This window comes from Turicibacter faecis, from assembly GCF_037076425.1.
GTDB classification, from domain to species: domain Bacteria; phylum Bacillota_I; class Bacilli_A; order MOL361; family Turicibacteraceae; genus Turicibacter; species Turicibacter faecis.
In genome coordinates this window covers 170,840-184,093 of the sequence record NZ_AP028127.1, presented here as the reverse complement: position 1 = coordinate 184,093, position 13,254 = coordinate 170,840, and the positions used below count along the sequence as shown (strand labels likewise).

The 13,254-nt window shown below is 35.2% G+C and carries 16 protein-coding genes; 3 read left to right on the top strand and 13 right to left on the bottom strand.

Annotated features, from left to right (window positions below; all coding sequences use genetic code 11):
• Positions 1-22 precede the first annotated feature (22 nt).
• Complete coding sequence (locus tag AACH31_RS00930) at positions 23-691, bottom strand: TIGR01906 family membrane protein (protein WP_161830993.1); 669 nt, start codon at positions 689-691, stop codon at positions 23-25.
• A 461-nt stretch (positions 692-1,152) separates the two neighbouring features.
• On the opposite strand from AACH31_RS00930, the gene AACH31_RS00925 reads away from it, so the two are divergent.
• Complete coding sequence (locus tag AACH31_RS00925) at positions 1,153-1,758, top strand: class I SAM-dependent methyltransferase (RefSeq protein WP_161830992.1); 606 nt, start codon at positions 1,153-1,155, stop codon at positions 1,756-1,758.
• Between the two features lie 25 nt (positions 1,759-1,783).
• Here AACH31_RS00925 and AACH31_RS00920 read toward each other — a convergent pair whose 3' ends face one another.
• Positions 1,784-2,575: an alpha/beta hydrolase gene (locus AACH31_RS00920; RefSeq protein ID WP_161830991.1), complete on the bottom strand. Its 792-nt coding sequence runs from the start codon at positions 2,573-2,575 to the stop codon at positions 1,784-1,786.
• Positions 2,576-2,770: 195 nt separating this feature from the next.
• Here AACH31_RS00920 and AACH31_RS00915 point away from each other — a divergent pair, with 195 nt between their 5' ends.
• Positions 2,771-3,754, top strand: a complete 984-nt coding sequence (locus tag AACH31_RS00915) for a hypothetical protein (RefSeq protein WP_262953854.1) — start codon at positions 2,771-2,773, stop codon at positions 3,752-3,754.
• A 29-nt stretch (positions 3,755-3,783) separates the two neighbouring features.
• Here the strand turns inward: AACH31_RS00915 and AACH31_RS00910 are convergent, their stop codons facing one another.
• From AACH31_RS00910 to AACH31_RS00890, 5 genes are all read right to left on the bottom strand, one after another.
• Positions 3,784-4,725, bottom strand: a complete 942-nt coding sequence (locus AACH31_RS00910; RefSeq protein ID WP_262953853.1) for a D-alanyl-D-alanine carboxypeptidase family protein — start codon at positions 4,723-4,725, stop codon at positions 3,784-3,786.
• A gap of 493 nt (positions 4,726-5,218) precedes the next feature.
• Positions 5,219-5,470, bottom strand: a complete 252-nt coding sequence (locus AACH31_RS00905; RefSeq protein WP_161830988.1) for a hypothetical protein — start codon at positions 5,468-5,470, stop codon at positions 5,219-5,221.
• A gap of 29 nt (positions 5,471-5,499) precedes the next feature.
• Positions 5,500-5,751: a hypothetical protein gene (locus tag AACH31_RS00900; RefSeq protein ID WP_161830987.1), complete on the bottom strand. Its 252-nt coding sequence runs from the start codon at positions 5,749-5,751 to the stop codon at positions 5,500-5,502.
• 101 nt (positions 5,752-5,852) lie between these two features.
• Positions 5,853-6,503 (bottom strand): HD domain-containing protein, encoded by a 651-nt coding sequence (locus AACH31_RS00895; RefSeq protein ID WP_161830986.1) that lies wholly within the window; start codon positions 6,501-6,503, stop codon positions 5,853-5,855.
• A 15-nt stretch (positions 6,504-6,518) separates the two neighbouring features.
• Positions 6,519-6,752 carry a hypothetical protein gene (locus AACH31_RS00890; protein ID WP_161830985.1) on the bottom strand — a complete coding sequence of 78 codons (234 nt, stop codon included), beginning with the start codon at positions 6,750-6,752 and terminating at the stop codon, positions 6,519-6,521.
• 257 nt (positions 6,753-7,009) lie between these two features.
• On the opposite strand from AACH31_RS00890, the gene AACH31_RS00885 reads away from it, so the two are divergent.
• Entirely contained in the window at positions 7,010-7,795 is a 786-nt protein-coding gene (locus AACH31_RS00885; RefSeq protein ID WP_202618689.1) for a 5'-methylthioadenosine/adenosylhomocysteine nucleosidase, read from the top strand.
• A gap of 475 nt (positions 7,796-8,270) precedes the next feature.
• On the opposite strand, the gene AACH31_RS00880 is transcribed toward AACH31_RS00885, so the two are convergent.
• The 6 genes from AACH31_RS00880 to acpP all read right to left on the bottom strand — a co-directional run bounded on the left by AACH31_RS00880 (position 8,271) and on the right by acpP (position 13,223).
• Entirely contained in the window at positions 8,271-8,543 is a 273-nt protein-coding gene (locus AACH31_RS00880) for a DUF3888 domain-containing protein (RefSeq protein ID WP_338617755.1), read from the bottom strand.
• 693 nt (positions 8,544-9,236) lie between these two features.
• On the bottom strand, positions 9,237-10,364 hold the full coding sequence (locus AACH31_RS00875; protein ID WP_262953851.1) for a sensor histidine kinase: 1,128 nt from the start codon (positions 10,362-10,364) through the stop codon (positions 9,237-9,239).
• Complete coding sequence (gene vanR / locus AACH31_RS00870) at positions 10,354-11,052, bottom strand: VanR-ABDEGLN family response regulator transcription factor (protein ID WP_161830982.1); 699 nt, start codon at positions 11,050-11,052, stop codon at positions 10,354-10,356. Before vanR ends, AACH31_RS00875 begins: the two co-directional genes overlap by 11 nt.
• Positions 11,053-11,147: 95 nt before the next feature.
• Positions 11,148-12,191, bottom strand: coding sequence for a D-alanyl-D-alanine carboxypeptidase family protein (locus tag AACH31_RS00865; RefSeq protein WP_161830981.1), 1,044 nt, complete (start codon positions 12,189-12,191; stop codon positions 11,148-11,150).
• Between the two features lie 196 nt (positions 12,192-12,387).
• Positions 12,388-12,837, bottom strand: coding sequence for a MarR family winged helix-turn-helix transcriptional regulator (locus AACH31_RS00860; RefSeq protein WP_161830980.1), 450 nt, complete (start codon positions 12,835-12,837; stop codon positions 12,388-12,390).
• 161 nt (positions 12,838-12,998) lie between these two features.
• Entirely contained in the window at positions 12,999-13,223 is a 225-nt protein-coding gene (gene acpP / locus AACH31_RS00855; protein ID WP_161830979.1) for an acyl carrier protein, read from the bottom strand.
• Positions 13,224-13,254: the final 31 nt, after the last annotated feature.

The following is a 13,254-nucleotide window of genomic DNA, read 5'->3' as shown; positions in this document are numbered from 1 at the left end:
ATCCATAGATGATGAAAAAAGTCTAACGAGCAGCTAGACTTTTCTTTCCTTTATAATAAACATACTTAATATATCCACAAATAGCGAATAAGCTCATAATAATAATGATGCTAATAATCATAAATAGTTGCTCAGGTAACGCTAAGATAACAGGATCTGTTCGATAATCAAACATCCAATAATTATTATTAAAAAAGAGTTTATGAAACACGGTGAATGTTCCCGAAAAATTGATAGTAATAAAGAAGATTAAAATTCCAAACGTTAAGAAGGTTAAATTAGCCCCTCGATTAAACGTCGATAAAATACATTTATCCTTATGATGATGTCGTGTGACAAGAAATACCCCAAATGCTAGAATAAATAACAGAACAATCACGTATAACACAAGAAAGATATGCTTAACTTCCGCAAAGTGTATCATTCCCGCCTCACTCATTGAAAAATCCGGTAACTGTAACATCCCACGTGAAGGGCTTTGTAAATAGGAAATCATACTTTTATAATTGAGCATTAGTTTTTCCTCTGATAACCCAGTTATCGTTGTTAATTGGTACCGATTAATCACATATCGATAAATTGGAGTACAATTTAGTACAATTAATACCACCGTTGAAACGAGCGCTAAAAAAAACCAAATGGCGCCTACTCCCTCTACAACGACTTCTTTAATTGACTTACGCTTTAACATCTCTTAACTCTCCCTTTAAATAATATTATTTCATCATACAAAATAGCTTCTTTAAATAAGGTAAATGACTTTCACCCCTGATGAAACGGATTCAGTTGTTTGATTAGGATGATAGAAGAACGGTCTAATTAGACAATAAACTATTCAAAGCTTTATTCAACGCCACATCGACCTCTTGTTGCCATTATCTTACCACCATTACGGGGCTAAGTCTATAGACTGATTCAAACGAATACTCCTCCTCCATCCTGGCGTTTGATACCACATTCTATTCACTCTGTCCTAAAATTATGCCCCATTTTTTATAAAATAAAACAACAAATTCTCTCCCCAACAGTCACTAAGCTGAAGGGGCCACTGTCAATTAATGATGATAAGTAATCTCCTCTAAAAACTTCTAAAACAACTGAAATGTGATAGAATAGTACTATTACGAAAATTTTTAAAGGGAGTGATAAAGTTTGAATTTCAATCAGGTTGAAGAAAAAACAGAGACAGATATCTGTAAAAAACGCGTACATGCGATTAGTCAAGAAATTGAAAGCTATATCGGTCATGGTCCACTTGAAGTCATGGAATTCGGATGTCAAACAGGTCTAATCTCCTTAAATCTACAACACAAAATCGCATCAGGACTCATGGTGGATAGCTCAAAACGAGACATAGAAGTCTTCGAGAACACACTTAAAGCACATCATATTAGTCATATTAAAACATTTACGGGAGATATTCTAACGTCTAACTTCGATCAAACCTTTGACGTTATTTACGCCGCCATGGTGATGAGTCCTATCAAAGACGTCCAACCTATCATCAATAAGTTAGCGAGTTATTTAAAAAAACATGGAAAACTCATTATTGTCGATTTACTTCGTGATAACGGAGCCTTTTACTCTGAAGAACCAAATTTTGAAGGACATCATGGATTTAAAATTAATGAAATGGTGACTCATTTAACAGATGCCGGACTAAAAGACGTTCTCGGACGTAAGTTTTATTCGGGATACAAGCCATTAAAACATAAAAACCATCCTTATAGCCTATTTAGTATCGTTGGGGTAAAATAAATCAAAAAAAAGATGACCACCTAAGTCATCTTTTTTTATTATGTTGTTGTTGACACTTAGTAATAAAAGCTAAGATTGCCTCTTCTAATTGTGTCCCCTCATCATTTCGATAGTAGAAATGCCCCGATTCGCATAATTCAAGCAGTTCGTAATCATGTCCTCTCAATTTATTCTTTAAAATTTTTGTGGTTTTACCGCGGACAAATTCGTCCTGTTGACAGTGAATAAAAAGCAAAGGTTGTCTCACCGAAGGAAGCTCTCTTTTCGTTTCGTACATTAAATGAAATAAATCCAAATACCTTGGAATCCAATGAAGATAATCGCCCCACGATCCCTTCGAAATACTCCATGCCCGATAACTGGCCAAAACGTAATCATCCTCTTGACTATATCGCCCGGTTAAAACCTTTAATGAACAAATAAACCCTTTTAAATTGACCTTTACTGCTAAAGGGGTTGCTAAACAAACGACACCAATAATCGAGGGATGCTTACGACAAGCAAGTAATGAAAGCAAAGTCCCCATTGAATGTCCGACCAAAATAATTTGTGGATATCTTTTTGAAATCGCCTCAATTTGACAATCGACATAACGGACCCATTGACGACGATGACTTTTCGCAAACTGTCTCGCACTTCCTCCATGACCTGGGAGTAAAAGACCAAATGAGGAAACCCCTAAGTCTAAAATTTTCTCAGATAATCCATGAAATTGATACGGACCTTCTAAAATTCCGTGGATAAAAATAACGGCCGTTTTAGCGCCTGCAATTTCACATGAAAATGGTTGATGCGCAACTTCCTTTTTTAAATTCATAATATCATTCCCTATCTTATAGTACTCTTATTCTTACAATATTTCTCAATTTTTATTCGAGCGTTTAACACTTTTAATGAGAATAAGTGCCTCCTATTTAGGACAAGCTATAGATAAACAAAAATTTATCCGTTAGATGAAGACTCCTAATTTTCTTACCCAACATAAATGACAACTAATAATGAGGAATATTTCATGAAAAAACAACGACTTTCTTTGCTATTCATACTCGGTTTTCTTTACCTTATCCTTTTTAATTTTGGGCGCCCTCCTGTCCATGCGGCAGATGAAAAGCAGATTTTTTTAAACAAGACGGCTGCGGATTGTCCCTATAAACTCATTCATCATAAACAGGAATTGCTAGTTCCATTCGAATGGTTCATAAAAAATATGGGCGGCACTAACTACTCCTATCACCCAGAAACAAAAACCATTTCTGTTACTGTTGATAATTATCTCAAACAACAAGAATACTTATCCTACCTCAATGGATTGGCCAATGCCTCTTTAGATTACCCTCTTGCAAGTCGACTTCAAGGATTCACCCTATCGCCCTACCCTATTTCTAATGACAGTCCCGCTATTCTTAATCAGACGCCCCTTTACCTTGAAATCCATTCCGGTTCCTTTGCGATTACGTTTACCCTTTACGATTACCAACTGGGCACAGAACAACTGTATGTGGGTGCTAACTGGTTAAACACTTTATTTCTCGCAACCATTGATGAAACAAAATCGGAAGTTCACATTACTTATCCAACCCGTGACATGTTAGACGAAAAAATCACTCATTTCCAACGCGTCCTCTCCCCTTTGACTAAAGAAGAAGCACTTGCTTTGTGGATTCACGGGCTTCAATATCGTAACGGGGGACTTCAATACGTCGCACTTTCTAAACCATTAAGATCTAAGGTCCTATCCTATATTCAAACAAATGGATTCGTAACAGGGGGATCATCTCCATCATTAGAAACAGCCCACGTCGTCTCTGCTACGATGCCTTCTGATGATGAAGTCATCTATACGGTTGAATTTCAGGAACGCCTCGTTTCTAACGAATATGCCCCTCATCCATTAACGCAAATCATTACTATAAAAAAAGAAATCGTTGATTCAAAGGAATTTTGGTTTATCCAAAAAGTTGAAGGGCGTTTAGACTACTATACTATTCTCAATTAGGAAAAAGGGATTGCCAGCTGGTAATCCCTTTACTCATTAAGGAAACGTTCATATAAATTAATCGCATCAGAGATGTTGGTTTGTTCAGTTCTTGGACCTCCTGGTGCCCCCGCAGTAACTAAAATATACTCAGACTCACCATCTGACGCTAAACTCGCAAGACAAAGGCCCGCCTCTTCTGTATATCCCGTCTTCCCACCTAAAAATTGACCGCCCCTAAAGGTCACATCATTTAATTTAGCGAACATTCGACTCGCCATGAATAGACCTGAAGGGTGATTGGTTGTGGATGGCATTTCATACTGAATAGCGGTAAAAATCTGTTTAAATCGTTCATTCGAAAGCGCGTCATTTAATAAAATGGCGAGATCCTTCGCTGTTGTATAATGTCCTTTGTCATGAAGTCCTGTCACGTTTTCAAAATGGGTCTGATTCATTCCAAGTTCTCGTGCTTTTTGATTCATCAATGCAACAAAATTATCCACAGAACCCGAAATATTCTGTGCTAAACTTTCTGCCGCCTCTGCCCCTGATGAAAGCATGGTTCCGTACAGTAAATCGATCGCACGAACAGTCTCTCCTGGGAAAAATCCAGCAAGCGCCGCCCCCGACTCATATAAATTTGTAAAATCAGAAATAACAGTCATCTCTTCCTCTTCTAATTGCTCAATGGCCACTAACACAGTCATGATCTTAGTTAAAGATGCCGGATACATCTTTTGGTTTGCTTTTCGTTGGTATAAGACACGTCCGGTTTCTCGGTTCACAAGCAAAGCATATCGACTCTGAATATTCCATGAAGAATCGTCCACGGGTTGATAAGCATTAAGATCAAAACCAGGTTGTTGATTTGAGTGTCGTTGGAGAGATAAACCCTCTTGTGGATCAAGTATTCCTTGTCCAAAATGAAATAGTAATCCTATTAAAGTGATTAAAACAATCCCTCTTAAAAAAATTTTTGCTCGTTTCATTTTTTCACGCCCTCTCATAAATGATGTATTTGAAAACAGAGATACGGGTTTTCATCCATTGAATCAACCCATTCTGTTATCTCCTCATTCTCTACTCCGGTCCAACCCTTATTTCCGGATACCTTTATTTAACCATCATTGATGAGAAAGTTTTTTAACGGCGTCTTTCAAAAACCTTACGAATTTCTTACGATCGCATCTACCTTTCGTGATTAACAAATCAAGAAGCGTGAAAAAATATCACAACTTGCGATAATCTTTTTCAACACACATGCCTAATAACAGGCATAAAAAAAGACACCAACTCATGTCGTGCCCCTTTCATCCATCAACTAGTATAAACATCTATCTTTCGCCTATGTTAAGATCAGCTTAATCACCTCTTTAACATCCCTTAACACACATAACCCTGACCCAAAACATTAAAGGCTCATTAATATTTTTCACTCCTTTGACTCCTTTATCTAATATCCGCTTTCCTAAGTCGTCTCACTTAATAACTTTCACTTAACTTCTTCTGAGTAATACCTCTAATCCCCTTAAACTCCCAATCTTTAAGGATTAAATAATGTCCCAATATTCTATATTCAACATGAAGATACGACAACAGATAAGATAGATTAAAAAATAAATCACCAAAAATAACTTTTTCATTATCTTGAAAAGCTTTTTTCCCCACAAGAGTATCATCACCAAGATGAGGAAGTAATTTAAATGAACCTACTACAACAATAATGAATAACATTAAAACTATTAAAATCTCCCTAACTTTTTTTACTTATCCCTCTTAAAATTCTTCGAACAAAATAATACATAAAATAAAATAATAGAAATAATAATGATATCGACTAAACTTCTCTTCACTCTCATTTCCTCAAAACAAAAGTCATAAAACCCCATCCTTTGTATAGGAATCGCATAAAGAAAGCATATAAAAAGAACGACTAAAATAAAGTAATCTTTATCTGTTTTTATTTTACTTATTTTTATGAAGAAAAAAAGTTTATCGTCTTCCTTTTGTTTCATTTCCTTCCTCCTATCTTTTGATATTTTAGGATCCACTTAACCCCTTATTTTTTCACAAGGTATAAAATAACCTCTCTTATTTAATTTTAAAACATATTTTTTTATTTAATGTCCCAGGCTCGTTGATTCAGTTTGACATGGTAGTTTAGATTTAGTTTTGTTGAAAAAGATTTAATCGCCTGAAAGACTTTCTTAGAGAAATAGAATTTTTCAAAAGATTCTTTATTAAAGTCTGGTTGTGTGATGAAATGGACATAGAGTGCCCCATTAATAATGGATACATCGATACTATCGATGTATTGGATTTCATTTAATCCATCAATCTGATAACCTGCTGGAGCAAGACGTTGGTTTGTAATATCAAGTTTATCTGCAAGAATGAGAACAAGTGTCATGAGATTATTACATTCAAAACCATTACTATGTTCTTTAATCGCATCAAGAATAAGTTTTTCATGTCTTAAATTTAAACGGTGATGCTTAAAATAATTTTTAGCATATTCGTAACTCCGTTGAGCGTGATCTGCTTTCCCATCTAGACTACCAATGTCATGTAAGAGAGCCGCTACTTTAACTTCTTCAATGAAAAATTCATCTTGATTTAAATGACGAAGTAATTGTTCCGTTAAATTCGCTACATTTTTAACATGTGTAAGATTATGATATGCCCAACCTCCGGTCTCTACTTCCATTTTTTCTATTTCATGATAAATCGCTACAATTTCTGAATCATTTAAAATTTGCTCTACCATTTTAAGTCCCCTTTATCAATAAAATTTTTTCTTCATCCCATCATGAACCATTATTTTAATGTCCTCGGTGCTACCTTCAATGAAGTCATCAAAATCTGAAAGATTTACTTTATCTTTTAATTTAGAATTAACCTTATATTTAATCACATTTTCATGATGATTTACGATGCTCACCGTTTCAACGGCCGACAAAAGTTCTTCTTCAGCAAATACCATAAATAGAATTAAAATCATCAACCTTTTTTTCATTTAGTTCCCTTTTAATATCCTAATATTACCACACCCTATCTATGCGTTCTATCATTATTTACATATAAGGTGTAAAAAACCTTTTTTTATTAAATTTCTTCCTTATTAAATGATTTTTATCGATAAAAAACAAAAATCGACTAACTATCTTGTAGAAAAATGTATATTTTTGATTGATGAAATGCATAAACCATGTTATAAATAAATGGCACTGAGTGAGGACAATTGTCAATTTATAACTAAAGGAGTTTTACAACATGAAAAAATCATTAATAACTTTATGTGCTATTGCGGTTATCGCACTAACAGCAATGGTTGGATGCTCAAATTCATCAGCAAAGGATGTGCAGCCGTTAGGGATTATCGGAGCGATGGAGGAAGAAGTAGAAATAATTAAATCAAAAATGAATGTTCAAGAGACTGTTGAAATCGCCAATATGACGTTTTATCGTGGAACAATTGATGGGAAAGAAATCGTATTAGTGCGTTCAGGAGTTGGTAAAGTCAATATGGCTGCTTGTACACAACTTTTAATCGATCAATTTAATGTGGAGGCCCTAATTAATTCTGGTGTTGCCGGAACACTAAATCCTGAATTAAATCAAGGTGATATCGTTCTATCAACTGCAGCAGTACAACATGATTTTGATACAACAGCGGTTGGTGGAAAATTAGGTGAAATTGATCGTTTAGGGATCGACTTTTTCCCAGCAAGTCAAGAACTCTTAGCAACTGCAAAGAAAGCGGCCAGCACTCTAACTGACATTTCAGTCGTAGAAGGAGACGTCGCATCAGGTGATCAATTCGTTGCTGGTGGTGAAACAGCACAGAAAATTAAAGATCATTTCGGTGAGGTTTCGGCCGTAGAAATGGAAGGTGCAGCAATGGCACAGGTTGCCTACTTAAACGAAATTCCCTACCTCATCATTCGTTCAATTTCTGATAAAGCTGACGGTGGGGCCGACTTATCCTATGAAGAATTTTTACCTTTAGCAGCGAAAAACTCAAGTGAGTTTGTCTTAAAACTCATCGAACTTTACTAATCCAACTCCCCTCTTCTAAATACAGAAGAGGGATTTTTTATTTAATCCCTCCCACTCCATGCCCCCTTCACTTTATAAAATTTCCAAATTGTGATAGACTATTATTCGTAAGCAGATAGGTAGGGGGTACTTTATGAATAACACAGTTAAAAAAACACTAATTGTTTTAGTAACAATTTTAGGGGTATTCTTTGTTCTTTTTCTTGGGGTCGTTTTACTTTATAACCTTTTATTCCTTCCATAATAATATTAAGTTGTATTAGACAAAAATATTAATCATAGACAGATAGATGTTGATAGCTAAAATGGACGCGTAAATACGCGTTCATTTATATAAAAAAGAGATGTACATTTTAGTACACCTCCCTTTGAGCGATTTTAATGATTAATTTATTAACTTAATGACATTGAAAAAAGTTCTACATTTTTTCTTATATTACAAGATAGACTAGAGATATGTGCACATATCCCTAGTCTATCTTTCATTTAAATAATGTTCATAACTTATTTCTTTTACTATTGTTGGATCAAAACTTATGATGTCGTATACTGCAACATTAGTATCAACAGGTGGTTTATGAGCTCCAGTAAATGTTTCAAATTCTATCGTTAATCTATACAAATAGGGTTCAGGATAATATCCACGTTCAATGTTTATGATTCTATAATCCCAAGATGTTCTTTTATTCTCTCCATAAACATTGTTTACTGATTTTTCAATGGATTTGTAAAGAATTCTTTCTACCATTAATTGATATTCTGATATTTGTTCTTCATAAGATAAGGAATTAAATGAAGTTGAATTATCATTTGCAAAAATATTACTTGGAAATTTATTAAGTATTTTTAAATCAATAAGTATGGTTAAAAATAACATTAAAATTATTGTAATTTCATATTTTTTTTGACATCGTTTAACCCCGTTTTGATTAGATTTTACGATGTTATTATTTATTTTTAGTACAGGTTACTATAAATCCTTATAAAGCTATTATCTCATCTAGGACATCTATTTATACCGATAACATGAATGTAAGGCCTATAAAAAATGAAGATTTTGTTCTGGCAGGGTCATTCATCATTATGAATAGCAATAAAAATTTCATTGGGGATAAGTGATTTCTCTAATAGAATTCCTTATATTTTTTTAGGGAGAGATTTATACGATTTTATAATAGGAAAATAATAATAATAATAATATATAGCTTTTATGAAAGGAACCTTATGAATCAGCATTTAATCAAATTAATGCAGAAAATGTTTTTGGTTTAAAAGCTGGAGAATTTGTTAATCAAGTGCGGGCTCTAGTTTAATAGTAGCCCTCACTTTCTTTATTAAAATCCTGGAACTTTAATTACCCATAAAAATTAATAACTAAGTGCTTAATACCCATCACTAAAAACCCCCTCTTGCTATCCACACGTAACAAGAGGGGGGTTCTTTATTTAGAATAAGGAAGCGTAATGGTGAAGATCGTTCCCGCTTCACTACTTTCGACTTCAATAGTTCCTTTATGAGCAACGACAATTTCTTTAGCAATGGCTAATCCAAGTCCCGATCCCCCAGTTTGGGAGGTTCTTGAAGTATCTAAACGATAAAATTTTTCAAAGATCGTTTCTAGTTTGTGTTTAGGAATCGTCTTTCCTTGATTCTTAAAGGTCAATGTAACTTCCGCTACCGTTTTAAAAATATGAAGTTCAATGATCGATTGGGGATAACTATAAGCAACGGCATTTTTCAATAGGTTATTAAACACCCGCACTAACTTATCCACATCTCCATAAAATTCAACTTCTTCTTCATACATAAGATTAATCTTTAAGTTCTTTTCTAGCAAAAGAGGATAAAACTCATCCACTAATTGTTCCATCATAAAGGTTAAATTAAATGTCTCTTTTTCAAGGACGACTTCGTGAATATTAAAGCGAGTAATCTCGAAAAATTCATTAATTAATGTTTCCAAACGATAAGATTTATCTAAACAAATCCCCGTATACTTCTGCCTAAAGGTGCTCGGTAATTCTTGAGATTCCTCAAGTAAACTCAAATATCCAATAATAGAAGTTAACGGAGTCTTAATATCATGAGCCAAATACATGACCAAATCATTTTTACGCTGTTCACTCTCTCGGGCCACTCGTTCGCGATGTTTAAGAACGCGCTTCACCTCGTTTAACTCAGTTGCCATAAACTCGAGACCATCACTCATGACAATCGGCTCATCTGATTCATCTAATAATTTGTGCACCGCTTGGGCCATTTCTTGGTAATAGCGCGTTAACCTCATCCCCATCACATAAAGAGCCCCGCCAAGTAACAATAAAAAAGCTCCACCTAAAATCATCGGCTTATTGTAGACAAAGATTTTAAGATAAATCTGACGTGCCGCATAATAATCTAGCCCCATCCAATTTTGAAGCCACGTCACAAATCCTTCAGCAAACCATGATTCCAAGACACCATCCACAAATAAATGTAAAAATATCGCGCCCAAAATGACACTCATCACAATGAGACCAATCGCCTCTAAAAGCAACTTCCGTTTTAACTTTTTAAAATTATCCTTCAATTTTATAACCTACTCCCCATACCGTCTTAATCAGCTTAGGTTTCCCGGGTGGCTCATGCAACTTCTCACGAAGGCGCCGTATATGGACCATCACCGTATTATTCTCGTTTTTAAAATACTTATCCTTCCAAACCGCCTGAAACAACTGCTCCGAACTTACCACGCATCCACGGTTCTGACATAAATACCATAAAATCGAAAATTCTGTTGGGGTAAGAGAAATAGGCTGATTATTCAAAAAACATTGATGAGTTTGATAATTGATCGATAATCCCGCAATATCAATCACCTCTTCATTTTTTAAGACAGTGATTTCATGATACTGAGTCAGACGTCTCATCTGAGCTTTCACGCGTGCCACAATTTCTAATGGATTAAAAGGCTTCGTCACATAATCATCCGCTCCTAGTGTTAATCCCGTTATCTTATCCATATCTTCGTTTCGCGCCGTTAACATAATAATCGGAAACTTATAATGTTCGCGAATTTTTGAGCAAATCGTAAATCCATCCATATCAGGTAACATTAAATCTAAGATTGCCAAATCATAGGTGTTCTCTTGGAGTGAGTCCAATGCATCTTTCCCATTAGGAAATAAAAAACACGAGAATCCTTCATTTCTTAAATAAAGCGCCAACAACTCCAAAATTTCTGGTTCGTCATCCACAATTAAAATTCGTTTATTCATTCCATTCTACTCCATTATCATTAAATTCTACCTTTATTATATACCAATTTAATTAGTTTGAACTAAAAAAGGAAGATTCTATCTTCCTTCTTCCTCTATTTCGCAATCAAGTACTGGGCACCACTTTGTAAATCTTCAATCAAAACTTCCTCTGACTCCTCATCATTTAAAAAATAATCATAGGCAGTTAAGGCATCTAATACATGATATTGTGGTGTATATGAATTTCCATTGGCATGGGTCGTTACAAGCGCATATTCGTTCTCCCCATCTGTTGCATAACTTGCAAGACAAAGGGCCGCTTCATGTGTATAACCTGTTTTCCCACCAAGAACCTGACCGCCCTCGAAGTTTGGATCTCCCATGCGATCAAACATTCGGCTCGTAAAAATTAATGGTTCCCCATTACTACCCGCGACGCTTGCTTGGTACGATGGTGCTGAAAAAATTTCACGAAACTCATCATTTGATAAGGCTACTTTTTCTAAAATCGCTAAATCCCATGGCGTGGAGTAATGATTATCATCATGAAGACCAACGACATTCGTAAAATGAGTATCTTTCATGCCTAAACGTTGGGCCTTCTCGTTCATCAGTTCAACAAACCCTTCCTCCGAACCTGCCACAACTTTAGCTAACATCTGTGCCGCATCGGCCCCTGAGGGTAGCATGACACCGTATAATAAATCATCATAACTTACCGATTGTCCATTATAAAAGCCAGCAATGGCTGCCCCCTCATCGGCTAATATTGCAAAATCAACGTCCATCACAATATCAACATCCATTCGATGTTCCAGTCCCACAAGAACCGTCATCATTTTCGTCAATGAAGCTGGATACGTTCGTTCATGTGCCCGTTTTTCATAAATAACCTCATTCGTTGTTAAATTAACAAGCAGTGCATAATCGCTCCTTAAAGGAACATCAACATCTGTCTCCATTAAGGCATGACGATCATTAAACCCGAATCCATACTTGATAATATCTACTACCTCTTGCCGATTCGTTTGATAAAAATCTTTATACGTCAAATGAAACTCCATTTGCTCTTTATCTATCGCTAACGCATGGAATCCCCCACTTAACGCTAATCCTAATACTAGAACTCCCGATGTTATCTTTCCTAATTTCCACATAAAAAAATCAACTCCTCTTATATGTCTATTAAACCATATAATCGAAATTGATTCCTTATAATTTTTTTGACATCATTTTCCTTAATTAGTGATAGTCGAACAAGTTTTACTCGATTCACTCCAATTTTTGTTCCATCACTTCATCCTATCTGTTGAAGTCGGTTCCGTTTGATGTAATCCCGACGGATACGTCTTTTTACTGTTGATGTTTTTCCTGCAACTTTTTAAAGAAGCGGTAAATACTTTCTAAAGCTAGAACTAAATCTTCGCGAAACTCTAAATCTTTTAAAGCAGCATTCACTAACTCTTCATGAAAAGCCTCATGGATTTCAAACACCTGTTGACCTTTCTCTGTTAAATCGAGTAGAACAACACGACGATCATTCACATCACGCTTACGTGTGACATATCCTTTTTCCACTAATCGATTCACTGAAGTCGTTAATGTACCCATCGTAATCATCAATCGCTTAGACACGGTTCCCATGGTCGGCGGTTCACATTTACGAATCGCTTCAATGACATGAATCTCGGTCATCGTCACATCGACTGCATCATGCTCTGTTAAATTTCGCTCTTCTAAAATCAAAATTTGGTTAAAGACGTCAGTTAACAAATCATTGACCACTTTTCTCGAACGATCCATTAGCCTCACCTCCTTATATCTTTCTCTTTAAAAAACACAATCGCTTACATTATTTAATCTCTACCCTTAGAGTGAGCGAATTTATCTAAATTATAACTTTTATCTTCTTGTTTAAAAAACTAGGAGAATGACTCAAATCACGCTCCTAGTTTGGAATCAAATTATTGATGACTTTCAATATAATCAACGATGTTTTTAACGCTTTTCATTGTTTTTGCATCGTCTTCAGCGATTTCTAAATCATACTCTTCTTCTAAAGCCATGATTAATTCTACAGCATCTAATGAGTCAGCCCCTAAATCTTCTAATGTTGATTCAATTGTTACTGATGCCTCTTCTACACCTAATTCATCTACAATAATTTCTTTCACGCGATTAAATACCATTTTTACTTCCTCCTTCATCTAACTTATAATA